We start from the raw sequence: 25,761 nt of genomic DNA, 5'->3' as shown, positions 1-25,761 counted from the left end.
CGGACGTGGTGTCAGATCACGTCCACTGGTCGTCCTCGGGCTTGGCCCCGACGTCGGTTCCGGTGTCGGAGTCGGTCAGCGGCGCGGTGACGGCCGACTCGGCGGACGCTCCGGACACGACCGGTCCCGCCATGACCTGAACCCCCATCGCCACTACCACACTGGCCACCGCAGTCAAGCAAATCGAGAAGACCTTAACGGAAACTGTTCTCACGACTTCCCCCAGTCGAAGATCGAGATCTACTCATCCGTACCGCTCGCCACTTCCGGCACTGCGGCTCGGCTGATGGGAACAGAGTGCTCGCTCTCGATCAATCCCGCCAAGGGCGGTACGTTGGCGTAAAGTTACGTGGCAGCAAATACATCAATCAGCGGGGGCTGACATGTTTGCAGGGGAGGGCTCGGATTCGGGGTTCGCCGAGCTGGACGACGTCAGTGCGGCGGCATACGGCCTGGCCGTCGAGTGCGGCCGCTTCGAGCGGGAACGGATCGCCGAACAGCTGTCGCTGACGCCCGAGGAGATCACCCGGGTCGAGCAGGTGCTGAGCGGGGTCCGCCTCTTACAGGCGATGCCCGGAAACCCCTCGGAGCTGACCCCCGTCACGCCCGACGTCGCGGCCGCGTCCCTGGTCGCACCCGCCGAACGCCACATACGCGACCTCCAGCAGGCGGTCACGGACGTCCGGGCCAAGCTGCTGTCCCTGACGCCCCTGTACTTCGAGGGCCGCCGGGTGCGCAACCGGCTGGAGGCCTTCGACGTCATCACCGACGTCTCCCGCATCCAGTCGATGCTCAACCACCTCACCCAGAGCTGCCAGAGCGAGATGCTCACCGTGCAGCCCGGCGGGGCCCGTCCCGCGTACGCGCTGGCCCAGGCCCGGGAGTCGGCGCTGACGACCCTCGAGCGCGGGGTGCGGATCCGCACCATCTACCAGCACACCGCCCGCAACGACCTGCCGACCCGCAGCTATGTGCGCGAGGTCAGCGAACAGGGCGCGGAGATCCGTACCGCCGACGAGGTCATCGACCGGCTGATCATCTACGACCGGGAGGTGGCGTTCCTGCCGGAACGGTCCGCCGGGGACCGCACACCCGGCGCGGCGATCGTGCGCGAGCCCACCCTGGTGGCGTTCCTGTGCTCGGTCTTCGAGTACCTGTGGGACGGGGCGAGCCCCTACGTGGTGGAGTCCCAACGGTCCCCCGCCTCCTCCGACGAGCTCAAGTGGTCGATCATCCGGTTGATGACCAAGGGCTACAAGGACGAGATGGTCGCCCGGCGGCTCGGCATGTCCGTGCGCACCTGCCGCCGCCACATCGCCGAGATCACCGAGGAGCTGGAGGCCACCAGCCGCTTCCAGGCCGGCTACAACGCCGCCCGCCAGGAGATGCTCGCCGGGGGGTCGGTGCCCTCCTGAGGCGGTGTGCGTGTCGGCCGGTCCCCGGTGGGGCCCGGCCGACACCCGGCCGGGCTCCCTCCGGCCGGGCTCCCTCCGGTCAAGCCCCGTCCGGGACCTCCGCGAGCGCCTCCGTGATGGCGTCCACGCAGTCCTGGTCGAGCATCGTCGTCACGTGGGCGTCGTGGAGCCGGCCGAAGCCCGCGTCGTACACCGCCGCGCTGACCACGTAGCCGTCGGCGACCGGGAACGTACGGAAGATCCACTCGTCCCCGGTCCCCGCGGTGCCGTCGGGCCGCTGGACCCGTACGGCCCTGCCGTCGGGGCCGAAGCCGAACTCGGTGAACCGGAACTGCATGCCCTGCCCGATCGCCTTGCTGTAGGCCTCCTTGAGCGTCCACAGCCGCACCAGGGCGTCGTTGCGCTGCGGCTCCGGCATCCCCGACAGCAGCACCGACTCGTACGGGGTGCAGATGTGCCGGCCGAGACCGCTGCCGTGCATCTCGCGGTCGGCGCGTTCCGCGTCGACCCCGATCAGCCCGCAGGTCGTCAGACCGACGAGCAGCAGGTCGTCGGTGTGGCTGAGGCTGATGTCGATCTGGTCGCAGCCGCGCAGGTACGGGCGGCCGGTCGGCCCGTACGCCAGCTCCAGGTCGGCGGGATCGCTGTCGAGCACCGCGCTCGCCGCGTGTTTGAGGAGCATCCGGGAGGCGATGTAGCGGCCCCGCACGTCGGCGTGCGTGAGGTCGAGGTAGCGCGTCCAGTCGCGGCCGAGCAGCTCGCGCAGCCCGTCGCCGGAGGGCACGACCGGCTCCAGGTCGCTCAGCCGCGCGTAGACCAGGGCGGTCCCGTGGGTGGCCAGGTCGTCCCGGACCCGGTCCCACGAGTCGCCGCCCGGTACCACGGCGACGGGCTGACCGAGCGGCGGGCCGAGCGAGGGGCTGCCCGGGGCAGTCATCCGTACTCCTTCACGAGGGTGTGGACCTCCCGGAGGCTGCACGCCTCCAGCAGGCGGTGTACCGGTACCCGGTGGCCGGACTCCTCCAGGAGCGCCACCAGTCGGAGCAGGTTCAGCGAGTCCCAGCCCGGCAGGTCGCCCAGGGCCGTGTCCGCGCCTTCGGGCACGGCGATGTCCAGGCCGAGGTCGTCGCGGACCGTCCGCAGGAACACATCGAGGCTATCGAGGCCCATCGGACCGTCCTCCCGGGGTTTCGGTGATGCGCACGTGCGCGGGGACCTCCGGCAGCCGCGCCAGGTCGTGGTGGAACACCACCGGACCGTCGCCGCGGGCTTCGCCCGCGTCCGGGCCCGCCGGGGTGAAGCCGCAGGACGGGTAGAAGTCCCGGGCCCGGTGGTTGCGGGCGGTGGGCACGTACCGGGCGGTGACCGAGGACAGCCCGAGCTCCCGCGCGCGGGCCAGCAGCAGCGCGAGGCAGGCCTGTTCCACGCCGCGGCCGAGCACCCGGCAGCTGAGCCACATGCCGTCCAGCCGGAGCACCTCCCCGGCGACGCCGGCGAGCACCGCACCCACCAGGCCGTTGTCACCGAACCGGTCCGCGCTGCGCGCGACGAGCAGCAGCTGCCCGGGAGCGGCGGCCCGCAGGGCCAGCCCGGATTCCGTGTACCCCACACCGGTCAGGTTGAACTGATTGGTGCGCAGGGTCAATTGGGACACGCGGGCGAGTTCGTGGCTGCGGGGCGGGCCGAGCCCGACGCTCACCTCCAGGGCCCGCAGGAACTCCTCGTAGGAGCCGGAACCGGTCCGCAGTGCCCCGCGCTCGCGCCGCCTGCGGTACTCGCCGCCCCTGGCGCGGTCCTCGTCGGTCAGCCGCAGGGTGTCGAACCAGCCGTCGGCGAGCAGCCGGGTGACGTGCAGCGCGGGTTCCCCGTCGAGGGCCACGACGGCGACGCCGGGTGCGCCGAGGCGGACCTGGGCGCGTTCGGCCGGCGAGTCGTCGGCGAAGACGAGGGCGTCGGGGGCGAGGTCCAGGGTCCGCGCGATGTCGGCGAGGTTGCCGTCCTTGGGCTCCCAGTTGGCGTTGATCGCGGCGAAGTCCGGCTCGCGCAGGACGAGGTCGGGATGGGCGGCGAGCGTCTCCAGGACGAGGTCCTCGTCGTTCTTGCTGCTGACGGCGAGGAGCACGCCCTGGGAGGCGAGCTGCCTGACGCACTTCTGGAAGGCGCCGAACGCCTCGGCGCGCAGGGTGCCGGCCGCCGCGACGCCGTCGGGGCCGTCCTCGCCGAGCACCCCGTCCCACAGGGTGTTGTCGAGGTCGAGCACGAGGCACTTGCGGACCCGGCCGCCCAGCGCGCGGGCCAGGTGCCCGATCTCGCGGGCGTACGCCGCCATAAGTCCCGCGCCGAGCTGCACCCCGGCGTGGCGGGCCAGGCGCGGGTCGGTGACCGGCCCGCCCTCGCCGATCAGCGGCTCCAGGTCGATCACCACGAGCCGGGCGGCGGACTCGGTCAGCCTCAGCAGGCGGGCGTTGAACTCCCTCCACACGGCGCCCAGTCGGGCCCTGGAGCGGTGGTCGACGAGCTGGTGGCTGTAGGAGCGCGGCAGCGGCACGGTGTTGAGCACCAGGGTCCCGCCGGCCTGGGAGGCGAGGGCGGCGCACCGGTCCAGCGCCTCCTCCCCCGCCCGCTCGACGTCCTGAGGTCCCCACACGGCGGGGACCTGGGAGAAGAGGGTCTCGGGGTCCAGCAGGCACAGGGTGAGGTCGGGTGCGGCCGCCCGGAGCTCGCCGGCCGGATCGGTGAGGTCGCGCAGGTAGGTGCCGTGCTCGCCGAGCAGCGGGCGCAGCAGCATGCCGTGGCGGGCCAGTTCGCCCCTGAGGGGGTCGACGACGTGGCCCACGGTGGACTGGCCGGTGACCGCCACCGTCACCACCGGGGTGTGCGGGTGGTGGGCGAGTACGGCGCCGTGGTCGAGGCCTGCGAGCAGTCGGCCCGCCGCGGCGGTGTCGCCGGGCCCGCCCTCCTCGGCGAGCAGCGCGGGCACCCGGTCGTAGGACTTCTCCAGCAGTCCTCGCTCGCGCAGTTCGCGCAGTTCGCGCAGCCGGTCCGGTCCCTTCGTCATGGGGTGCCTCACACCTTCTCCAGGGCGAACCCGGCTCTGATCCACCTGCTGGACTCCACGCACAGGGCCAGTGCCCGGTTCCCGGCGGCGAACTGCGGCAGCAGTCGCTCGACTTGCAGGAAGGGGAGGGCGTTGCCGGTGTTCCCCGTCTCGGCGACGCAGGAGACCTCCCGGGCGGGACCGGCCGGCAGCCGCTCGACGATGCGGGCGGTCATCCGCTCGGACAGTTGCGGCGGCAGCAGGAAGTCGATGTCGTCGAGGCCCCACCCGAGCCCGCCGAGGAGGTCCCAGAGGATCTCCACGGAGAGGGCGGGCACGTGCTCCTCGATCGCCTTGTAGTCCTCGGCCAGCATCGGCCGCTGCGAGTCCCGGTCGGTGGTGCCGTACCAGTCGAGGAGCTGGCCGGGCGGACGGCCGCGCCCCGTCCACGAGTTGAGCACGGAACGCACGGCGATCCGCTCGCCCTCGGGTTCGTCGGTGAGGACGGCGGCTCCGGCCCCGTCGCCGAACAGGACGTGGTTGACCAGTTCCTCGGTGGGCATCCGGGCGGTGTCCCGCCGGGGCGCGAGGAAGCGGTGGGTGACGTCCCCGCCGAGGACCAGTCCGGCCCGCCGGCCCCCGAGGACCAGGGTGCGGCCGAGGTCGAGGGCCTGGACGGCGCCGGAGCAGCCGGCCTGGATCTGGTAGACGGGCAGGTGGTCGAGGCCGAGCCGGTCCGCCACCTCGCAAGCGGTGGTCGGCAGGAGCGTGTCGGGGGTCGCGGTGGCCAGCACCACGAACTCGATGTCGGCGGGGCCGAGTCCGGCGGCGTCCATGGCCCGCGCCCCGGCCTCGGCGCACAGGTCGGCCAGCGAGCCGCGGACCTCGCCGGTGACCGGGTCCCAGCCGAAGTGCCGGGTCCGCGTGCCGACGAAGATGTCGATCCACTCCTCGCTGACGCCGAGCAGCCTGCCGAGCGCCGTGTTGTCGACCGGCTCGCCGGGCAGCGCCGTACCGGTCGAGGCGAGGTACACCGTGGCGCGGTCCCCCGCGTCCGGTCCCCGCGTCACGACGACCTCGCCACAGCCGCGTCCCGCAGGAACTCGGCCAGCGCGCCGACGGACCGCAGCGCGGGCAGCATCTCCTGGACGGACACCTCGCCGACCCGTGGCAGCCGGGCCTCCACCTGGTTCTTGAGCTGCATGATCATCACGGAGTCGAAGCCGAGGTCCTCGTAGAAGCGGGCCTCGGCCACCACGCGCTCCGGCGGGTGCCCGCCGACCTCGGCGACGGCCCGTACCACCGCGTGCAGCACGGGGTCGTCGGTGTCGGGGCCGGCCGGACCGGCGGCGGCCCCGCGGGACGGCTCCGGCCGCTCGGCGGGGAGAGCGGTGAGGGCGTCGGCGGGCGCTGCGGGCGTCGCGGGCGTGGCGGCCGTGGCGGGCGGCCGGGCGGTCTGGACGAAGGTCTCCCGGTCCCAGGAGCGCCGCGCCGAGGAGAAGACGTACGGGGCCAGGGCCTCCGCGCTGCGGTGCTCGGGGGCGTACAGCTCCTCCCACAGCGGGTCGAGCCCGGCCCGGTACAGGGCCGCGACGGTCTCGGCGAGCTCCATGCCGGTGGCCCCGGGGCCCGGGCAGGGGTGCAGGTGCTCGGCGGCGGGTGCGCGCCCGCCGCGGGCGGCGATCTGCAGGAGCACCCCGCGCGGGCCGATCTCGATCAGATGGGTGGGGGCCACCTCCGCGACGAGCGCCCCCAGCGCGCTGTCCATGAGGACCGGCTCCTCGATCTGGCCGGCCCAGTAGCCGGCGTCCAGGGGCTCGTGGCGCAGCATCCGGCCGTACCGGGTCGAGGCCAGGGGCACGGCGGGCGGCGCGCACCGCACCGTCTCGGTGCGCAGGCCCGCGGCGGCCGGGGCCATCCGGGGCGAGTGGAAGGCGTACGGGACGGGCAGCGGCCGGACCCGGATCCCGCGGCCGGCGAGCTGCTCGGTGATCCGCTCCAGTGCGTCCAGGGGGCCGGAGAGCACGGTGTCGCCGGGGCCGTTGAGGGCCGCGGCCACCGTGCCGGGCTCGGCCGCCAGCAGGCCGGCGAGCTGCTCCGGTCCGGCGCTTGTGGCGATCATGCCGCCGCCGGAGGGGAGTTCGTCCGTCAGGGCGCCGCGCCGGACGACGAGCCGGGCGGCCTCCTCCAGGCCGAGGGCGCCCGCGGTGACGGCGGCGGCGTACTCGCCGAGGCTGTGGCCGAGGACGCCGGCCGGGGTGACCCCGAGCGAGGTGAGCGTACGGGCCAGGGCGTAGCCGACGGCGAACAGGGCGGGCTGCGCGAACCGCGGCCGGTGCACGCGCTCGTCGCCGCCGACGATGAGGTCGCGCACCGACGCGCCGAGGTGCGGGGCGAGCGCCTGGTCGGCCTCGGCGAGGTGCCGGCGGTAGAGGGGGCAGTCGCGGTGCAGCCCGGCCGTCATGCCGGGGTACTCGCTGCCCTGTCCGGTGAAGAGGAAGGCCGTGACGGGCCTGCCCCACGGACGGCCGGCGCCGGACGCCGTGTCCTGGAGCGCCGCCGCGCGGCGCAGGGCGGTGACGAGTTCGCCGGTGTCGCGGACGGGGACCGCGAAGCGGTGCGGCAGGCCGGTCTTGACGAGGTTGCTGCTGCGGCACAGGGCGGCCGCTGCGCCGCGCGGCCGCCCGGCCACCGCGTCGGCCTGTGCGGTGAGGTTGCGGCGCAGGGCCTCGGCGGTGTCGGCGCTGACGGTGAAGACGCCGACGGCGTCGCGCGCGCCGCGCGTACGGGTCCCGCCGGCGCCGGCGGTGCGGGGGGTCCGCGGCGCCGAGCCGAGGACCGCGTGGGCGTTGGTGCCGCCCATGCCGAAGCTGCTGACGCCGGCGAGGCTCTCCCCGCGCGGCAGCCGCATCGGCGACTTCAGCAGCCGCAGGCCGCGCTCGCCGAGCCGCAGCTGCGGGTTCTCCCGGTCGGCGAAGAGGCTGGCGGGGACGATGCGGTGGTGCAGGGCGAGGGCCGTCTTGATGAGGCCGGCGATGCCCGCGGCGCCTTCGGTGTGGCCGAGGTTTCCCTTGACCGAGCCGATCGCGCACGGGGTCTCGCGTGGGACGCCGTGCACCGCGCCGAGCGCCGCGCACTCGATGGCGTCGCCCAGGACGGTCCCGGTGCCGTGCGCCTCCACGAACGCGACGCGGTCCGGGGCGATCCCGGCCCGCCGGTAGGCGGAGTCCAAAACCCGCTGCTGCGACCAGCGGTTGGGGGCGATCACCCCGTTGCTGCGGCCGTCCTGGTTGACGGCGCTGCCGCGCAGCACGGCGTAGATCCGCCGGCCGTCGGCGAGGGCGTCCTCCAGCCGGCGCAGCACGACCAGTCCCACTCCGTCGCTGCGGCCGATCCCGTCGGCGTCCGCGCTGAAGGGTTTGCAGCGCCCGTCGGCGGCGGCCAGGCCGAGCTGTCCGTACACCATGCCCAGCGAGGGCGAGAGCACGATGTTGACCCCGCCGGCGAGGGCGGTGTCGCACTCGCCGGTCAGCAGGGCGCTGGCCGCGAGGTGGACGGCGACCAGTGAGGACGAGCAGGCCGTGTCGACGGCGAGGCTCGGTCCGGTGAAGTTGAAGTGGTAGGAGATCCGGTTGGCCGCCATGCCGGCGCTGCTGCCGGACCCGAGCAGCGGGGTGACGCGTGCGAGGTCGCTCATCGTGAGGCGGCCCCACTCGCCGCCCATCACGCCGACGAACACCCCGGTCTCGGTGCCCGCGAGGTCGCCGGGGGCGCGGCCCGCGTCCTCCAGGGCCCGCCAGGCGCACGGCAGCAGCAGCCGGTGGTGCGGGTCCATGGCGGCGGCCTCGCGGGGGGTGACCGAGAAGAAGTCGCTGTCGAAGACATCGGCGTCGTCGATGAAGCCGCCGCTGCCGCCGGCGGCGGGGAAGTCCCGGGCGTCCCAGCGCTGCGCGGGGACCGGGGTGATACCGGCTCCGCCGCGCATGAGCAGGTCCCAGTACGCCTGCACGCCCGCCGCCCCGGGGAACGTGCAGTCGATCCCGACGATGGCGATGTCCCCCATCAGTGCCGGTCCCGCGCGTGGGCCGGGGCGGCGGGGAGCACCGACGACAGGTGGCGGACGAGGCTCTCGACGGTCGGGTGGTCCCAGAGCAGCGTCGGCTCCACCTCCAGGCCGAATTCGTCCTCGAGGTCGCCGCACAGGCTCAGCGCCGCCACCGAGTCCATCCCGTACTCGGCGAAGGGCACGGTGGGGTCGATCGTCTCGGGGGCGCGCCGCAGGTACAGCGAGAGCCGGGCGTACAGCCACTCGTGCGGCAGGACGCCGTCGGCGGCGGGCCGGCCGGTGTGAACGGTCATCGTGGGGCTCCTTCAGTGCGTACGGCGCATCCGCCGGCCGGCCGGGCTGCCGGTCAGCCGGGGATGGGAGTGGAGTAGAGGTCGTAGCTGATCTGGGTGCTGAAGCGGAGCTGGACCTCGTGCCGGATCCGGGTCTCGCACTCCGCCGGCAGGTCGGTGACGCGCGTCCCCAGCCGGCGGGCGATGCGGTGCAGTGCGGCGGCCGCCCAGGACGGGTCGGCGAGGAACGGGTCGGGGCCGTAGCGTGCCTGGTCCCACAGGCCGAGCACGGCGGCCGCGGCGAGCAGCAGCGCGTAGCGGTCCATGAGGGCGAACCGCGCGGGCCGGGCGGTGGCCTCCGCCCCGGCCTCGTCCAGTGCCAGGACCCTGCGGCGCACGTCGCGGAACTCCCCGACGAGCTGGTGGGCGAGTGTGCGCAGGGCCCGTTCGACGGGGCCGTCGCCGTCGATGCCCGCGCCGACGGCGAGCATGGTCGCGCTGAGGGAGTCCCGCCCGCACGCGAGGCTGAGCTGTTCGGTCCGCAGCGGCGGCAGGTCGCCGTGCAGCCGGAACAGGCCGGCGGGCGCCTCGTCCTCGACGAACCAGGAGGACCGTGCCAGGCGCGGCATCTGCGGGATGACGGTGGCCTGGCAGGCGACGGTCCCGGCGTGGCCGAGGCTGAGCACGGGCACGTCCCTGACGTGTTTCTGGAAGATGCCGAGCGTGCCCTCGCGGGTGTAGAAGCCCGAGCCCAGCACGATGGACAGGTCGTACATGGTCTCGGTCAGCACGCGCGGCAGCAGGTACTTGAGCGCCGCCGAGTAGACGCTGGTCTCGGCGGGCAGCAGGTGCAGGGCGCGGGTGGCGACGACGGCGAGGGCGTCGTAGAGCAGCAGGTTGACGAAGGCGTTGGTGAGGGCCGCTCCGGTGCGGCCGCCGTCGCGTCCGGCTCCGCCCGCCTGCCATCCGCCGGAGCGCTCCCGGTCGAAGCGGACGGCGGTGCGCAGGCTGGTGTCGAGGGCCGCGACGGCGGTCGCGGCGATCACGGTACGGCTGATCTGGAAGGACCGCAGGGCGGTCCGGATCCCGCTGCCCTCGTCACCCAGCAGGGCCGATCCGGGCACCGGGCAGTCGTCGAACTCCACGCCGGCGAACCGGCAGCCGCGCAGGCCGACCGGGGTCCTGCGGGCCGTCACCGCCGCCCGTGCGCCGGTGAGCTGTCCGGGCTCCAGCAGGAGCACCGAGTGGCTGCCGCTGCCCGGGGCGGGGTCGGTGCGGCAGAACAGCACCAGGGCCCCGGCCCGTTCCAGGTTGTTGACCATCGGCTTGCCGCCGCTGATCAGGTAGCCGTCGCCGCTGCGGCGGGCGGTGACCTGGCTGCGCACGAAGTCGTTGCTGTGGGCGGTCTCGTGCTGGGCGATGGCCGCCTTGCCGCCGGCGCGGAGCAGCCCGGCGAGCCAGTGGCGCTGCCGGGAACTGCCGGCGGCCCAGACGTCGGAGGCCGCCATGAAGGTGGTCATGCCGTGGCCCATGGCCAGTCCCACGTCCCGGCGGAAGACCGGACGCATGATCCGCACCAGGGTGTCCATGCCCTCCAGCCGGCCGCCGAGGGCGCGCGGCACGTACTCCTCGGCGATCCGGAAGTCGTCGAGCAGCGCCTCGCCGGCGGCGAAGGGCACCGCGGCCCGGTCGGCCTCCAGCAGGGCGGTGTAGCCGACCGGGTTGTCCGGGTCGGTGGGGTCGCCGAACCGGGCCTCCAGCTCGGCCACCCGGGCGCGGACGGCGTCCTCGCGCTGCTGCGCGGCCGCCGCCGGGGCGCCGAGGAGCGAGGTCACCACCGTCTTCCTCCGTCGGCTCCTTCCGGGCGCAGCAGGTCCTCGCCGAACAGGACGTCCTGCGGCCGGGCCAGCGCCCGTACGTCCGGGGTCAGGACCTCGTAGTCGCCGCGGAGCACCCCGTCGAGGAACAGCCCCCGCATGAGGGTGCGCTGGACCTTGCCGCTGCTGGTGCGGCGTACGGTGCCGGGGCGTACGAGGAGGACGTTGCCGGCGGGGATCTCGAACTCCTTGCCGATGAGGGCCTGGATCCGCTGGGCGACCGTGCGCAGTTCGGCGCCGCCGGCGCCGCGGACCTCCTGGACGAGGACGAGCTGTTCGCCGCCGGCGTCCACGGAGAACGCGGCGCCCGCGCCGAAGGTCAGTGCGGGGCTGACCGTGCGCGCGGCCCATTCGACGTCCTGGGGGTAGACGTTGCGGCCGTTGACGATGACGACTTCCTTGAGCCGCCCGGTGACGAACAGCTCGCCGTCCTCCAGCATGCCCAGGTCGCCCGTGCGCAGGAAGTTGCTCTCCTCGTCGTTGAGGCTGGCGCGGAAGGTGTGGGCGGTCTCGGTGGGGCGGCGCCAGTAGCCGCGGGCCACGCTGTGGCCGCGCAGCCAGATCTCGCCGACGGTGCCGGGCGGGAGTTCGTGGTGGGTCAGCGGGTCGACGACGCGGACCTCCACGTCGACCGGGGTGCCGCAGCCGACCAGGGTCCGGGCGCGCCCGCCCGCCGTCGCGCCGAGCACCCGGTCGTGTTCCAGGGCGGTCCGGTCGAAGTCCTTGCGGACGTGCGGGGTGCCGGGGACGCCGCCGGAGACCACGAGGGTGGCCTCGGCCAGTCCGTAGCAGGGGTAGAGCGCCTCGGGACGGAAACCGGCGGGGGCGAAGCGCCGGGCGAACTCGTCGAGGCTTTCGGGGCGTACGGGTTCGGCGCCGTTGAGGGCCAGGCGCCAGCGGGACAGGTCCAGTTCCGCGATCTGCTCGTCCTTCACCCGGCGTGCGCACAGGTCGTAGCTGAAGTTGGGGCCGCCGCCCACGGTGACGCCGTAGCGGTCGACGGCCTGGAGCCAGCGCAGCGGGTGTTTGACGAAGGACAGCGGGGCGACCTGGACGCAGTGGGTGCCGAGCCAGACGGGGTGCAGCAGGTGGGCGACCAGTCCCATGTCGTGGAAGTAGGGCAGCCAGCTGCCGAAGCGGTCCTCGCGGGTGGTGTGCAGCACCTTCTGCAGGGCGGCCTGGTTGGCGAGGAGGTTGCGGTGCGAGACGGTCACGCCGCGCGGTTCGCAGACGGAGCCCGAGGTGTACTGGAGGAACACCAGGTCGTCCGGGCGGGCGGTGACGGGCTGCCAGGCGTCGGCGTCGCCCACCCCGGGCATGTCGCTGACCAGGCATGCCGCGTCGGGCCGGGAGTTGCGGGCGAGCCACAGCGCGACCTCGGGGGCGGCGGCCGTCTCGGTGAGCACGAGGGTCGCGCCGGTGTCCCCCAGCACGGCGGTGGTGCGGCCCAGTCGCTGGTCCCGGCCGGCTTCGCCCGGAATCGGTACGGGGACGGCGACGGCGCCGGCGTAGAGGCAGCCGGCGAACGCCTTGAGGAACTCGACGGTGGAGGAGTAGACGAGCAGCACGGGCCGGCCTGCGACGTCGTACTCCTGGAGGACGGCGGCGATCCGTCTCGCCTCGCGGTCCAGCCTCCCGTAGGTGAGGTGCTCGGCCTCCGTCCCGCCGGCCGTCTCCCGGAGGAAGACGTGGACGTCCTCGTCGGCGAGTTCGGCCGCCCTGGCCCGGAGGAGTTCGGTGAAGGTGGCGAAGCGTGGCTCTGACATCCGCGGCGTCCCCTCGGGTCTGCGGGCCCGTGGAGTGGCGGACCTCGATTCCCCGGATCATGCGTGTGCTCCCTTAAGGGCCGCTTGCGCCCGCCCGGCCCGTGCGGCGGGCGGGGCGCGACCCCTATCCCGGTCAGGGGGGTGGTCGCTGTTCTCCGTGCGCGCCGCCGCTGCCTTCAATGGCAGGCACTGTCCAGGGCCGCCGCGGGCGCGCCCCGACGGCCGAGGAAGCGGGTGGAGCATGACAGTTGGCGATGTCGGTGTCCGAGTGGCCGAACTAGGAGCGATCAAGGAGTCCGTCGAGCTGGGTCCGTCGCCCGGCGCCTCCGAGGCGCAGCACGCCCGCGGCAAGCTGACGGTGCGCGAGCGGTTGGACCTGCTCTTCGATCCGGGGACGTTCCGCGAGATCGAGCAGTTGCGCCGGCACCGTGCCACGGGCTTCGGGCTGGAGGACCGCAGGCCGCACACCGACGGTGTGGTGACCGGCTGGGGGAAGGTCGAGGGCCGCCGGGTGTTCGTGTACGCGCACGACTTCCGGATCTTCGGCGGTTCGCTCGGCGAGGCGCACGCGCAGAAGATCCACAAGGTGATGGACCTCGCGCTGGCGGCGGGCGCCCCGCTGGTCTCGCTCAGCGACGGCGCGGGCGCCCGGATCCAGGAGGGGGTCACCGCGCTCGCCGGCTACGGCGGCATCTTCCGCCGAAACGTGGCGGCTTCCGGGGTGATCCCGCAGATCAGCGTGATGCTCGGGCCGTGCGCCGGCGGGGCGGCGTACTCCCCCGCCCTGACGGACTACGTCTTCATGGTGCGCGACATCGCGCAGATGTACATCACCGGCCCCGACGTGGTGCAGGCGGTGACCGGCGAGCGGATCAGCCACGACGACCTGGGCGGCGCACAGGTCCACTCCTCGGTGTCCGGCGCGAGCGCCTTCCTGTACGACACGGAGGAGGAGTGCCTCGAAGAGGTGCGGCACCTGCTGTCGCTCCTGCCGGCCAACAACCGGGAGCTGCCGCCGGCGGTGGTCCCGTCCGACCCGGCCCACCGGCGCACCTCGGCGCTGTCCGAGCTGGTGCCCGCCGACCCGGTCCGCTCGTACGACATGCGCGCCGTGGTCGAGGAGATCGTCGACGACGGCGACCTGTTCGAGGTCCACGCCCACTGGGCGACGAACATCATCTGCGGTCTGGCCCGGCTGGACGGCCACGTGGTGGGCGTCGTCGCGAACCAGCCCGCCTCGCTGGCGGGGGTGCTGGACATCAGCGCCTCGGAGAAGGCGGCCCGGTTCGTGCAGACCTGCGACGCCTTCAGCATCCCGCTGGTGACCCTGGTGGACGTGCCGGGCTTCCTGCCGGGCAGCGGCCAGGAGCACAGCGGTGTCATCCGGCACGGCGCGAAACTCCTGTACGCGTACTGCGCGGCCACCGTGCCCCGGGTGCAGGTGATCCTGCGCAAGGCGTACGGCGGCGCCTACATCGTGATGGACTCCCGCTCGATCGGCGCGGACCTGTCCTTCGCGTGGCCCACCAACGAGATCGCCGTCATGGGCGCGGAGGGCGCGGCGAACGTCGTCTTCCGCCGGGAGATCGCCGCCTCGGACGACCCCGAGGCGGCTCGGGCGCAGCGCGTCAAGCAGTACCGCCAGGAGCTCATGCACCCCTACTACGCCGCCGAGCGCGGCCTGGTGGACGACGTCATCGACCCGGCCGCGACCCGGCAGGTGCTGGTGGACGCGCTGGATGTGCTGCGGGCCAAGCACGTGGCGCTGCCCGAGCGCAAGCACGGCAACCCGCCGTTCTGATGGGCGAGCGGACCGAACCACAGGTGAGGATCGTGCGCGGCGCCCCCGACAGCACGGAGCTGGCGGCCGTCCTCCTCGCCCTGCTCTCCCTCGCCCGGCCCCCGGACGGCGACGCCGGCCGGGCCGCCGGCCCCCCGCCCCGGGCCCTGTGGCGTCCGGGGCGCAGCTGGCGGCCGCCGGGCTCCTGGACCGCTCCCTGAACGGGCGGGCCCCCACCGAAAGGAAACCGACCCACGATGACCCCTACGACCACGGCCGCCCCGGCCCTGCCGGCGACCGGCGACTGGCTGCGGCGCTTCCACCCCGCCGACGACGCTCCCGTGAGGCTGTTCTGCTTCCCGCACGCGGGGGGCGCGGCCAGCTGGTACTTCCCGATGTCCCGGGCCCTGTCCCCGCACGCCGACGTGGTGCCCGTGCAGTACCCGGGCCGCCAGGACCGGCGCGGCGAGAGGTGCGTCGAGGACCTGATGGAGCTCGCGGACCTGGTCACCCGGGAACTGCTGCCCTGGTGCGACCGGCCGGTGGCGCTGTTCGGGCACAGCCTGGGCGCGTCCCTGGCCTTCGAGGTGGCGCTGCGGCTGCGGGAGGCGGGGCAGCCGGATCCCGTGGCCCTGTTCGCCTCGGGCCGCCGGGCCCCCTCGCACCACCGGGAGGACCAGTGGGTCCACCTCGCTCCCGACGAGGAGCTGCTGGCCGAGATCAAGGCGCTCAGCGGCACGGACCCGGCGGTCCTGGCCGACGACGAGCTGCTGCGGTCGGTGCTCCCGGCGATCCGCGGCGACTACAAGGCCGCCGAGACCTACCGCTACCGTCCGGGCCCCGCCCTGACCTGCCCCGTCACGGTCCTCACGGGGGACGCGGACCCGGCGGTTACCGCCGAGGAGGCCGCGGGCTGGGCGGACCACACCGAGGGCCCCTTCGCCCTGCACCGCTTCGCCGGCGGCCACTTCTACCTGAGTCGGCACGCCGCCGCGGTGAACGACCTGGTACGGGGGCACCTGTCGTGAGGCCGTCCGTCCCCACCGCCGTTCGGACGGTGGGGGCGCACGCCTCGGCGCGTTGCGGCGCACACGGTGGTGAAACCCGATCGGCTGTCGGGCGTTAGGGAAGGTGGGCCGCCGTTCGCCCGTGACGCACGCGAGAGCACGAGGAGCACGATGACAGACCCCAGGCCGGTCGGACGCCGCCGGATGAAGCTGGCAGCCCGGTGCCGGGTGGCCACCGAGGCCCGCGCCTTCGGGGTGGTCGTCTTCTGCGCGATCCTGCTCAACGCCGCGCTGATGGGCGTCGAGACGTACAGCGGGCCGGCCGCGGAGTACCAGCGGCTGCTGCGGGCCGGCGAGCAGTGCTGCCTGGCGCTGTTCACCCTGGAGATGCTGCTGCGCATCGGTGCCTTCGCGGACCGGCCGAAAGCATTCTTCCGCGACCCGTGGAACCTCTTCGACCTCGCGGTCGTCGCCTCCGCCTTCGTCCCGTTCGTCCGCGAGAACACCACCTTGCTGCGGCTGCTGCGGCTGGCCCGGGTGCTGCGCACGGCACGTTTCCTCCCGCACCTGCGCATCCTGCTGATCGCGGTCGGCCGCAGCCTGCCCGGCACCGCCAGCTTCCTGTTCGTCGGCGGACTGGTCCTGTACGTGTACGCCATGGTCGGCTGGGTCTGCTTCGCCGAGGCGGACCCGGGGCACTACGGTTCGGTGGGCCGCGCGATGCTCACGCTGTTCCTGCTGACCACCCTGGACGGCCTGACCGACGCCGTCCGCGCGGGGCTGCAGATCTCCCGGCTCAGCATCCTCTACTACGCCTCCTACGCGCTGCTGGCCTCCTTCGTCCTGGTCAACGTGCTCATCGGGGTGGTCCTCAACTCCCTCGACGAGGCCCGCGAGATCGAGGACGCGGCCGCCCGCGCACGCAAGCAGCCGGGACCGCCGCCGGCCGCGGGCCCCGACACCGACGTCCGGGACCGCATCGCGACGGCCCGGCGCGCCCTGGACGAGCTCGAGGCGAGCCTCCCTTCCCTGGACGCCCGCCCCCCACGCCGCCTGGAGGCCTCCCACAGCGGCTCCTGACCGGCCGGACGCCGCCGGTTCACCGCTCGCCGCTGCCCAGCAGATGGATGTCCCAGGTGGCGTCCGGACGCTGGTGGACGGCCCAGCGCCCGGGCCGGTCCTCGAAGGCGGCCGCGGTCCCCTCCCGCAGCCGCAGCTGCTCCAGACGGACCCGGCCCCGGAACGTGGCTCCGCCGAAGTCCACCGGACCGTCGAACACGGCGCCGGTGGACACCAGTCCCAGTTCCCACGTGGTGGAGGCGAAGGAGACCGATCCGGCGAAGGTGGCCCCGCTCAGCCCGGTCAGGCCGCAGAACACCGTGCGCGAGAAGTCCGCCGCCGCGGCCGCACGCATCCCGTTCAGGTCCGCCGAGGCCTCCAGCACAGCCCGGGCGAAGGAGACCTCGTCGAGGAAGGTGCTGTCCGAGAAGCCCGCCAGTCCGCGGAACTGCGCACGGCGGAAGCTGCTCGCGCGGTGGAACCTGCTGTGGTCGAAGTCGCCGACGCCGAGGAAGACCGCCCCGTCGAAGGACACCGGCCCGGTGAAGGTCGACCTCCCGAGCCTGGCCCGCCCGGCGAAGACGGCCCGGGTGAAGGAGGCACGGGCCAGGAACTCGATCCCGCCCTCGTTCCAGTCGTCCACGAAGGTGGCGTGGTCGAAGGCTGCGGGGCCCAGCGTGACGGGCTGCGCGCGCGCTTCCCGCAGCGCGGCCAGAAGCCGTTGGAGCAGCCCGTCCTCGAAGGTGGTGCCCCTGAAGTCCACGGGGGATCCCGGCCCGAGGGTCTCCAGGTAGGCATGCTCCTCGTCGGGGTCGAGATGGGCGAGGCACACGTCGTGGCCGGGCAGCCGGATTCCCGGGCACGGGGCGCGGACGTCCCCCGCGGCCGGGCGGCCGCACTCCGGCCAGGCGGCGCCGGCGTCCTGCGACCGGTCGGCCTCCGTCAGGGCCACGCCCAGTTCGTCCGGATCACCGGTGCACAACCAGCCCTCGGTCCCGCCGCCGAGCGGTACGAGCGCACGCGTCGCGGTGGGGCCGACGTTCTCGGTGAGCGCCTCGTACACGCGGTGCGACAGTGCGACGGCGAGGGGGCCCGGGAGGGGCCGGCGGCGGTCCGCCATCGTGGGGTGGCGGACGATCCGTGCGGCCTCCGAGGTGGGCAGCCCGCTGAGGTCGCCGTCGGCGGGGACCGGTTCCATGGGTCCCGCGGCCACGGCGACGTCGAGCGGGAAGGGGCCGCCGTCCCCCGTCCGGCCGGCGAACCGGGCCATGGCACGGGGGAGTCCGGTCAGCAGCCGACCGGCCTGGCCGAGGGCTCCCGGTCCCTCCAGCAACAGCAGGAGCGGCTCGCCCTGTCCGCTGCCGGCCAGTCGTTGGCCGAGGTCCATGTCCGCGAGGAGCCCCGTCAGGAGTTCCACCGCCTCCGCGTGGGGCGGGCTCCCGGCCGGGTGCCCGCCGCCGTCGTCACGGGGCCGCACCGCCAGGCACACGAAGGTGCTCGCCCGGCGGACCTGCCCGTGGTCCGCCAGCGCCTCGCGGAAGCCGGGCTGTTCCAGCAGGGCGGGGCCCGAGAGGAACACCAGGCGGTCGGGCCAGACCCCGTGGACGACGCCGAGCAGGGCGCCCCCGTGGGAGACGGGGCCGCCGCGGTAGTGGGTCCAGGCCTCCGGTTCTCCGGAGAGCCGGACCAGCTCCCCGTTGCGGGCGCCCTCGTACGGGACCACTTCGCCCGTCAGGGCGATGGGCTCGCCCTGGTCGGTGCGGCCGTCGATCGTGACGCGGCCCCGTGGCACGTCCGCCGTCAGCCATGGCAGGGGGTCGAGCGGGGGTTCCGGGCCGGTCAGGTCCTCGTCGGCCAGGAGCAGGAACACCCGGGGCAGGGCGTCGTCCCACCACACCGCACGGCAGGAGACCTCCCGTTCACCGGCCCGCACCCAGCCGATCGCCCCCGGTGCCACGTCACCGACCGTGAGGACGAGTCGGGGCGTCAGCAGTGTGCCGACCTCCAGCGGCTCCGGCAGTCCGTGGTAGCGGACCCGTACGACCCGGTCCGCGAGGCCCGGATCCCGGGGTGGCCGCGCCGCGAAGGGCAGGGCCCCCTCGGCGACGCCTCGGCGGCCCTGCAGCCCGTCGGTGACGCGGGTCGCGGAGAAGTCCGGCCCGGTGCCGCGGCTGCGGGCCATGTACTCCCACACCCGGCGGCGGACCAGCTCCCGTACGGCGGCCACGTCCCCGCGCAGCTGCGAGCCGAGCAGCACCTCCCGGACACCGGGCAGGAAGTCGAACTCCGCCTCCTCCGCGTCCCGTTCGCGGTCCCAGGGGGCGAACAGCCCGCCGAGGGCGACCTCCGCGAGGTGGCCGTGCTCGGAGTCCCGCAGCAGGGAGCGCCGGACCAGGTTCATGACCGGCAGGGTCAGCGGTACGGCGGCCAGGTGCGCGGCGAGCTGCTGGGCGGTCGGGGAGGCGCTCGCACGGAAGCGCTCCACGACGTCGAGCGCGCTGTGCGGGCCGCCCGGGGAGGCTTCGCGCACGCGCGCCCTGCCCGGCTCCGCGTCCAGCCGCAGGCAGGCCAGGCGCCGCCAGCGGCCGTCCCCGGAGACGACCCGCACCAGCCGGGCCAGGCTGCCCGGGGATACGCCGACCACGGGGACGACATCGGGTGCGCGCCGGCGGCCGGCGCGGGAGCGGCGGGCCGTCGCCGCCCGCTGCCAGGAGCGGGTGGCGGCCGCGGGCCGGTCCGCGCGGACGGCGAAGGGGACGGGCAGGACGGCGCCGCGCGTCCAGAGCCGTTCGGGCAGGACGTTCAGCACGGCCACCGCGTTGTGCGCGCACCAGTGCCGCAGCACGCCCTGCACGGCGGGCTCGCGCCAGCCGCCCGCCACGGTGTCGGACAGGACGAGGATCAGCCTGCGGCCGGCGGGGTCGGCCAGTTCCAGCGGGTTGCGCGGGGCGCCGGAGCGGCCGCGGGTGAGCATCGGCGTGGCACCGGAGCCGGTGCCCGTCAGGCGCCAGGTGCGTACGTCGCGGAAGACCCCGCTGCGGGTCAGCACGCGGCGCAGCTCGTCCACGAGGTCCGCCCAGAGCAGCATCGAGTGGTGTGTGTCGACGACCAGCGCCAGGTCCAGCCAGCGGCTCTCGGCCGGCCGCAGGACGGGTGTCGGCACCATCCGCTCGATGCTGCGCTCGACGGTGAGCTGCTCGTCCAGTTCCTCGCCGGGGCCGCCGATGGAACGCCGGCCGACGGGGCGCAGGGCGCGCATCAGGGCGAGCGGGTCGTCGAGGGAGGCGGCGCGGGGCAGCCGCACGGGGGAGCCCCGGCGGCCGGGGCCGCCGTCGGCGGGTTTCCCGGCCGGGTCGGGTACGGAAGCGGGGAAGATCCTGACGGCCGGCTGCCCGTCGGGCGGGCCGCCGGACACCGTCGCGGCGCCGGTGTCCGGCGGGTCGGCGGCCGGGGGCGGCGCGCCCGCGAAGTCGCGGGGCGGCACGGCGGGCGCGCGGGGCCCGGCGGGGTCCACGCGGGCGGCCAGCCACAGGATGTCGGCGATCTCCTCCGCCCCGATGCCGGGCCGCGGGCCCGCGTCCTCGGCGCCGTCGGCGAGGGCGGCGAGGAGTTCCTCGATCACGCCGTCGGCCCGGTCAGGTGCTGCATGACGGTCTTGAGGAAGCGGTCGCGGTCGCCGGGGGCGGACCAGGCTCCGGCGAGGCGCAGCTGGATGGCGTTGAGGAGCTGGTCGGTGGCGAGGTCGCCGTCCCCGGCGCGGTCGATGAAGTCCCGGACGAGTTCCTGGTACTCCCCGCCGGCCTCGACGTCGACGCCGAGCCGGCGGCGCACGATGAGGGCGAGTTTCTCCTCGCCGGGCGGCTCCAGGTGGAGGCGGACGCAGCGGCGCAGGAAGGCGGGCGGGAAGTCGCGTTCGCCGTTGCTGGTGAGGACGACGACGGGGAAGTACCGGCACTGCACGCGGCCCTGCGTGATGCGTACGGCGGCGTCCGGGTCGTCGTCGGTGCCGATGGCGACGGTGGGGTCCTCCTGGGCGAGGCGGGCCAGTTCGGGGATGACGAAGCCGCCGTCCTCGAAGACTGTCAGGAGGTCGCCGGGGAGGTCGATGTCGCTCTTGTCGATCTCGTCGACGAGCAGGACGCGGGGCCGGTCCTGCGGCAGGAGGGCGGTGCCGAGCGGCCCGAGGCGCAGGTAGCGGGAGATCGACGGTGCGTGGGGCCCGGGCTCGGATCCGGGCGCGGGCGGGGGCGCGGGTGTGGAGGCGGTGCCGGCCGGATCGGCCGGCCTGCGCAGTTGCTCCAGGCCGGCCTCCTGGAGGCGGCCGATGGCGTCGTACAGGTAGAGCCCGTCGCGGAGCACCGTCCGGCTGGTGATGGGCCAGTGCAGTACGGGTCCCAGGTCCAGGTCCGAGGCGATGCTGTAGGCGAGGGTGGACTTCCCCACCCCGGGCTTCCCGGTGATCAGCAGGGGCCTGCGCAGGTGCAGGGCCGTGTTGACGACGTCCTTCTCCTGCTCGTCGGGGACGTAGCCCTCGCCGCGCCGCCGGGTGCGTTCCCAGGCCGGGCCCTCGCACCCGGGGGGCTCGTAGCCGGGGTCGGGGGTGCCGGTGAAGTCCCGCCAGGGCGGCGGGGATCCGGATTCCAGGCGGGCGCGCCGGTCGGCGCCTCCGCCGGTCCCGTGGTACAGCCACCAGTCCTTCACCACTGCCTCTGCCTCCATCGTCGTGTCGCCGTCTGTCAGTGGTCGGGGTCAGGCCAGGGACCGGAAGCCCGGTATGTCGTCGGGATCGTCCCACAGGAGCACCAACTGGTCTTCCCCTGAGGGTTGTTGGACGGCGCGTGCGGCGCCCGCGGCGGCGCCGGCGGCCGCCCGGCGCACTTCCCGCACGCGAGCGGGCAGGGCCAGTACGTCCAGTGCGCCGGGGTCCGGGCGTCCGTCGGGCCCGGCCGGTGCGAGCAGGTCGAGGAGCGGGGCCGCGGGCGCTCCGCCCCCGCGCCGCCACACCGCGACGGGGACACCGCCTTCGAGTACGGCTTCCAGCAGTCCGGCGTGCGGGGCGGCGGTGGTGTGGGCCAGGACGCACGCGGGCGCCGGGCGTTCGGCCAGCTCCATCCCCAGCGCGTCCGTCACCTCGGCCTCCTGCACCACCCGGACGGCCTCGGGGTGCCGGCCGCCGCGGGTGCACAGCCAGCGCCAGCTGGTCTGCCATTCGGCGCGCGTGTCCGCGCGTTCCTGCGGGCAGCGCACCACGACCTGGTGGAGCAGGCCGAGGGCGCGGTGCCGGCCGGCCGGGCCGCGGGGCACCGGCCACTGGTCGAAGTCGGTGTCGAGGAGCTCGTACGGCACGTGGAACTCGATGCGGTCGACGCCGCCGCGGGTCCGCGGTGCGGCCCCGCCGCCGGCCGGCGTCGCGCCGACGAGGGCGAGCTGCCGCAGCAGTTCCTCCCGCACGGCGTCGAGCCGCAGGGGGGCGCCCGCCGACTCCCAGATCTGCTCGGTGCGTTCGCCGCTCAGCCACATCCTGGCGCGGAGGCCGGGCCCGCCGTCCGGCGGCGGCTCCAGCCCGACGTGTACGACCGTCGTCCGCGCCGGGGGCGGGGGCGGGGGCAGCACCGGCAGGGCGAGCCGCTCACGGGTGGTGTGCACCCACTCCTTCAGGCGGCCCGCCCACGCCGCGTCGCCGGCCGCGTCGCCCGCGGCGGCCCGGTCCGCGAGGAAGCGTACGAAGGGCACGGCCAGCGGCATCCCGCCGGGCCCGCCCTGGCGTTCGTCCAGGTCCTGGACCACCTCCAGGAGGCCGTCGCCCGGCAGGCCGCCGCCGACCGGGGTGGTGCAGCCGGCCGCCTTGAACGCCCAGGCGTAGGCCTCGTAGGCGCAGCGCGGCAGTTCGCGGCCTTCGAAGAGCTCGCCGAGCCCGTCCCAGGCCGGCTGGTCGAGCCGGGCCGCCGCCCGGTGCGGTGCGAGGGTGGCGGGGTCGTCGTCGAGGAAGGAGCAGGCGTCCCAGTCCCGGTCGACGAGGAACTGCGGGAGCTGCCAGCCCCCGCCGCGTTCGCGCAGCTCCTGGAAGGTGCGGTGGATGCTGCGGGCGGCGGTCGGCAGCCCGCTGACGCTCTCCCTTACGGAGCGGGTGCCCAGTTCCGCAAGGAGGGCCTCGGTGAAGCGGCCTGCGCCGCGCTCGGCGTCGTTCTGCGCAGCCTCGCCCTCGCGGGAGGCGTAGAGCCGGAACTGCCGGCGTCCCGGCACCGAGCTCCCGCCGCCGTAGTCGGTGCTGCCGAAGTTCCACCGGGCGTCGCGGGGCGCGTCGACCCGGCAGGAGTCGACCAGTGCGGCCTGGAGCGGGAAGCTGCGGTGTTTGACGAGGTCGGTGCGCCACCAGCGCAGCGCCGAATCGAGGTTGAGGTGCCGGATCTGGCTGGGGCGGGCGTCGGCGCAGGGCAGCATCAGCTCCTGGCGCGGCCCGAGGTAGCCGTGCCCGGCCCAGAAGATCCACAGCAGGTCGCCGTCGCACTGCGGGAGTTCGTCGAGCAGCGCCGCCTTGACGTTCTCCTCGGTCGCCGGCCGGTACGCGGTGCGCAGGGCCGCCATGGCCGGGGAGTCCGGCCAGTCGAGGGCGTCGGGGTCGTCGAGCGGGGACAGCAGGAGCCTGAGGTTGCCGGCCGGCACCTGGGCGGGCCCGGTCAGCCACTGGGCGAAGCGCAGGGCGTCGCGGGCCGGGCCGCGCAGGTTCCAGCGGTGGCTGATGTCGTAGCGTTCGACGCCGGCGACGAACGCGAAGGTGCGCTGCGGGCCGAGGGCCGGTGGCAGGAAGTCGGCGGGGATCACCCGATCTCCGCTTCGGCCACCGCCTGTTCGATCCGTTCGTAGAGGGCGTCCTGTTTCCAGTAGGCGCTGTGGCAGGCGGGGAAGGGCTGGCGGCTGGCGATCTCGTGGTCGGTGACGCGCGGATCGCCGGGGAAGACGGGGGCGGCGAGGTAGGACAGCACGTCCTGGCGGTCGTAGACGTTGAGCCAGCGGGGGAAGCCGTACGGGAGCTTCGCGCCCGCTTCGAGCGCGGTCAGGGCGCCGAGCTCGTAGAGGAAGGGGGCCTGGGAGCCGACGGTGACGAGGAGTTCCGCGCCGGGGACGGCTTCGCCGCGGGCGGCGGCGAGGGCGAGGAGGTCCACGAGGGCGATCCCGCCGAGGCTGTGGCCGATGAGCACGGTCGGCCCCGGGTCGGCGGCGATCCGGGCGTGCAGGAACTCCCGCAGTTCGTGGCCGCGGGCCTGGTAGCGCAGGATGTCGCCGAGCGCGGGGGTGGCGCCGGCCGTGAGGGAGCCGCGCCGGGCGTTGAGCAGGGGCTGGGTGGTGACCCGCAGGGCGAGCCGGCCGAGGAAGGCGGCCGCGCGGGCGCCGGGCACCCGGGCGTCGCCGCCGAGGCGGGTGGTGAGCAGTTCCACGAGGCGGTCGCGTTCGGCTCCGGTGCATTCGGCCTCGGCTCCGGCGGCGGCGAGGGCGCCGGCGGCCACGGCCCGGGCGAGAGCGGTGGCCAGCTCGCGCGCCTGGGGGTCGCCGGTGGCGCGTTCGGCGGCGCGGGCCGCTTCGGCGGAGCGGGCGGCGGCCTCCAGGGCGGCGGGGAAGTCCGCGGCGAGGCCGGTGCCGTGCAGCAGGGCGCCGAGTTCGTCCCCGGTGTGGGGTGGCGCCGGGGGTAAGCCGGCCAGGGTTGCGAGCACCCGGGTCCCGGCGGCCTGTACACCGGGCATCGCGAAGGGGTCGTCCTCCACGGCGTCGTCCCAAGCCCCGGCCCCGGCCCCTCCCCCTCCCCCGGCCCCGGCGGGCCAGCCGGCCTCGGCGAGGACCCGGAGCTCGCACAGCGGGTCGGCCAGCAGCAGGGCCCACTCGGCCGTCTCGGCGTCGATCCCGTCGGACGGGTGCGGGGCGGCTCCCGCCGCGGGCTTCAGGCCGGGCACGGACCGGCCGCCGGAGCCGAGGGTCGCCCCGAACCGGTCGCCCCAGTAGCAGGAGTCGACGGCTGCGTCGGGGAATCTGGCCGTCAGCCGCTCGCCGACCAGGGCGAAGAGCCGGTCGTGCCGTGCGCGCCGCACCCCCGTGCCGTGGACAAAGAGAAAACGCATCGCCGCCCCGCCCCCCTCGTGCAGTCGCCCCTCCGCCCCGGCACGATAGCGCCGAGCACGCAAGAGGCGGTAGGGAACGCCCGGTTCGGGCTCACCGGGCCCAGGCGGAGCCGAACGCGCGTGCGGCGAAGCGCTCGCCGATGCGGCGGTGGCCGTCCGCGTCCGGGTGGAGGCCGTCGGGCAGCGGGAACTCCGCGAAGTCGGCCTCCCCGTACAGGGCGCGCCCGTCGAGGTGGTGCAGGTTCGCGTCGTCGGCGGCGCGTGCGGCGGTGATGCGGGCGAGCTCGTCGCGCACGACGCGCAGCGTCAGCCGGCCGCGGGCGGCCTCCGCCGGGTCACCGAGGGCGCGGAAGCGCAGCCGGCCGTCGCGGAGGTCGGCGGCGGCCGGGCCCGGGGTGTCCTCGTGGATCGGGCAGTGGAGCGGGGAGACGACCAGGACCGGGGTGGTGGGGTGTCCTTCGCGGAGGGTGTCGAGGAAGCCGTGGACCGCCGCGGTGAAGGCGCGCAGCCGCATCACGTCGTGGTTGACGAGGTTGATGCCGATCTTGAGGCTGATCAGGTCGGCGGGGGTGTCCCGCATGGCCCGTGCGGTGAACGGGTCGAGCAGGGCGTTGCCGCTGAAGCCGAGGTTGACCAGTTCCACGCCGGCCCGGGCGGCGGCCAGCGCGGGCCAGGTGCCGGTCGGGCCGTCGGCGTTCGAGCCGTGGCTGATCGAGCTGCCGTGGTGCAGCCAGACGCGCCGGCCCGTGTCCGGGGCCGGTTCCACGGGGGCGTCGGTGCGCAGGGCGATGAGTTCGTGGACGCCGCGGTACGGCAGCCAGATCTCGACGTCCTTCGCCCTGGCGGCCAGTCCGGTGAACCGGACGGTGCCGGGCGGCCCTGGAGTGAGGACCTCGGCCCAGGTGGTGACGTCGACGGTGCGGACGTTGCCGCCGTCGGCCACGGCCCGGCCGGCCGGGCGGCCGTCGACCAGCAGCTCGTACACGGCGTCCGGGGGCCGGGGGGCTCCGCGGTAGACCGTCGTCGTGGCGAGGACGTCCAGGGCGACGGTGGTGGCCCGGGTGCGGAAGGCCAGCCGGACGCCGGCGGGCTGGGCGGCGACCTCGGTGACGTCGGCGGGGGCCTGGCGGCGGGCCCGGGCGGGCAGCCGGTAGGGCAGGAGGCCGTGGTCGGTGCGCTCCACTTCCAGCGCACCGCGCAGGAGTTCCGGCCCGATCGGCGTGGTGATCGGTCCGGGGGTGCCGTCGGGGGAGGTGCGCTGTGGCAGGTCGTCCATCCCGTCACCCTTTCAACCGCGGGCGTCTCCCGCATCCGGTTTCGGGGCGGTGCGGCGGCGGGCGCGCCGGCCGGCGCGAGGGGCGGGCCCGCCGG

At 74.9% G+C, this 25,761-nt stretch carries 18 protein-coding genes; 5 read left to right on the top strand and 13 right to left on the bottom strand.

What is annotated here, in order from left to right:
- Window positions 1-383 precede the first annotated feature (383 nt).
- Window positions 384-1,415, top strand: coding sequence for a LuxR C-terminal-related transcriptional regulator (locus AVW11_RS18200; RefSeq protein WP_030853899.1), 1,032 nt, complete (start codon window positions 384-386; stop codon window positions 1,413-1,415).
- A 79-nt stretch (window positions 1,416-1,494) separates the two neighbouring features.
- Here the strand turns inward: AVW11_RS18200 and AVW11_RS18195 are convergent, their stop codons facing one another.
- From AVW11_RS18195 to AVW11_RS18160, 8 genes are read right to left on the bottom strand one after another with little or no spacing between them, the layout of a single operon-like run.
- A complete protein-coding gene (locus AVW11_RS18195) occupies window positions 1,495-2,352 on the bottom strand; it encodes a 4'-phosphopantetheinyl transferase family protein (RefSeq protein WP_030853896.1) in 858 nt (285 codons plus the stop codon).
- Complete coding sequence (locus AVW11_RS18190; RefSeq protein ID WP_030853893.1) at window positions 2,349-2,585, bottom strand: hypothetical protein; 237 nt, start codon at window positions 2,583-2,585, stop codon at window positions 2,349-2,351. The genes AVW11_RS18195 and AVW11_RS18190 overlap by 4 nt, the downstream gene beginning before the upstream one ends.
- Complete coding sequence (locus AVW11_RS18185; RefSeq protein WP_076044750.1) at window positions 2,572-4,473, bottom strand: HAD-IIIC family phosphatase; 1,902 nt, start codon at window positions 4,471-4,473, stop codon at window positions 2,572-2,574. Before AVW11_RS18185 ends, AVW11_RS18190 begins: the two co-directional genes overlap by 14 nt.
- An 8-nt stretch (window positions 4,474-4,481) precedes the next feature.
- Window positions 4,482-5,522 (bottom strand): 3-oxoacyl-ACP synthase III family protein, encoded by a 1,041-nt coding sequence (locus tag AVW11_RS18180; protein WP_076044749.1) that lies wholly within the window; start codon window positions 5,520-5,522, stop codon window positions 4,482-4,484.
- On the bottom strand, window positions 5,519-8,515 hold the full coding sequence (locus AVW11_RS18175; protein WP_076044747.1) for a type I polyketide synthase: 2,997 nt from the start codon (window positions 8,513-8,515) through the stop codon (window positions 5,519-5,521). Before AVW11_RS18175 ends, AVW11_RS18180 begins: the two co-directional genes overlap by 4 nt.
- Entirely contained in the window at window positions 8,515-8,811 is a 297-nt protein-coding gene (locus tag AVW11_RS18170) for an acyl carrier protein (protein WP_030853881.1), read from the bottom strand. Before AVW11_RS18170 ends, AVW11_RS18175 begins: the two co-directional genes overlap by 1 nt.
- A gap of 53 nt (window positions 8,812-8,864) precedes the next feature.
- Window positions 8,865-10,628 carry an acyl-CoA dehydrogenase family protein gene (locus AVW11_RS18165; protein WP_076044745.1) on the bottom strand — a complete coding sequence of 588 codons (1,764 nt, stop codon included), beginning with the start codon at window positions 10,626-10,628 and terminating at the stop codon, window positions 8,865-8,867.
- Window positions 10,622-12,433 (bottom strand): fatty acyl-AMP ligase, encoded by a 1,812-nt coding sequence (locus AVW11_RS18160; protein WP_060177616.1) that lies wholly within the window; start codon window positions 12,431-12,433, stop codon window positions 10,622-10,624. Before AVW11_RS18160 ends, AVW11_RS18165 begins: the two co-directional genes overlap by 7 nt.
- Window positions 12,434-12,674: 241 nt before the next feature.
- Here AVW11_RS18160 and AVW11_RS18155 point away from each other — a divergent pair, with 241 nt between their 5' ends.
- The 4 genes from AVW11_RS18155 to AVW11_RS18140 all read left to right on the top strand — a co-directional run bounded on the left by AVW11_RS18155 (window position 12,675) and on the right by AVW11_RS18140 (window position 16,300).
- A complete protein-coding gene (locus AVW11_RS18155; RefSeq protein ID WP_051700701.1) occupies window positions 12,675-14,234 on the top strand; it encodes an acyl-CoA carboxylase subunit beta in 1,560 nt (519 codons plus the stop codon).
- A gap of 32 nt (window positions 14,235-14,266) precedes the next feature.
- On the top strand, window positions 14,267-14,434 hold the full coding sequence (locus AVW11_RS18150) for a hypothetical protein (RefSeq protein WP_158076144.1): 168 nt from the start codon (window positions 14,267-14,269) through the stop codon (window positions 14,432-14,434).
- A gap of 36 nt (window positions 14,435-14,470) precedes the next feature.
- Window positions 14,471-15,241, top strand: a complete 771-nt coding sequence (locus AVW11_RS18145; RefSeq protein WP_076044741.1) for a thioesterase II family protein — start codon at window positions 14,471-14,473, stop codon at window positions 15,239-15,241.
- 150 nt (window positions 15,242-15,391) lie between these two features.
- A complete protein-coding gene (locus AVW11_RS18140; RefSeq protein WP_060177615.1) occupies window positions 15,392-16,300 on the top strand; it encodes an ion transporter in 909 nt (302 codons plus the stop codon).
- 19 nt (window positions 16,301-16,319) lie between these two features.
- Here the strand turns inward: AVW11_RS18140 and AVW11_RS18135 are convergent, their stop codons facing one another.
- The 5 genes from AVW11_RS18135 to AVW11_RS18115 all read right to left on the bottom strand — a co-directional run bounded on the left by AVW11_RS18135 (window position 16,320) and on the right by AVW11_RS18115 (window position 25,666).
- Entirely contained in the window at window positions 16,320-19,901 is a 3,582-nt protein-coding gene (locus tag AVW11_RS18135) for a pentapeptide repeat-containing protein (RefSeq protein ID WP_076044739.1), read from the bottom strand.
- The gene (locus AVW11_RS18130; RefSeq protein WP_076044737.1) at window positions 19,898-20,998 is read right to left on the bottom strand and encodes an AAA family ATPase; all 1,101 of its coding nucleotides are present in this window, start codon (window positions 20,996-20,998) and stop codon (window positions 19,898-19,900) included. Before AVW11_RS18130 ends, AVW11_RS18135 begins: the two co-directional genes overlap by 4 nt.
- A 30-nt stretch (window positions 20,999-21,028) precedes the next feature.
- Window positions 21,029-23,101, bottom strand: coding sequence for a VMAP-C domain-containing protein (locus tag AVW11_RS18125; protein ID WP_076044736.1), 2,073 nt, complete (start codon window positions 23,099-23,101; stop codon window positions 21,029-21,031).
- Window positions 23,098-24,390, bottom strand: a complete 1,293-nt coding sequence (locus AVW11_RS18120) for a hypothetical protein (RefSeq protein ID WP_076044734.1) — start codon at window positions 24,388-24,390, stop codon at window positions 23,098-23,100. The genes AVW11_RS18125 and AVW11_RS18120 overlap by 4 nt, the downstream gene beginning before the upstream one ends.
- 91 nt (window positions 24,391-24,481) lie before the next feature.
- Entirely contained in the window at window positions 24,482-25,666 is a 1,185-nt protein-coding gene (locus AVW11_RS18115) for a GDSL-type esterase/lipase family protein (RefSeq protein ID WP_076044732.1), read from the bottom strand.
- Between the last annotated feature and the right edge of the window lie 95 nt (window positions 25,667-25,761).

The organism is Streptomyces amritsarensis (genome assembly GCF_001953875.1).
GTDB lineage: Bacteria > Actinomycetota > Actinomycetes > Streptomycetales > Streptomycetaceae > Streptomyces > Streptomyces amritsarensis.
This window is presented reverse-complemented; position numbering and strand designations above follow the sequence as displayed.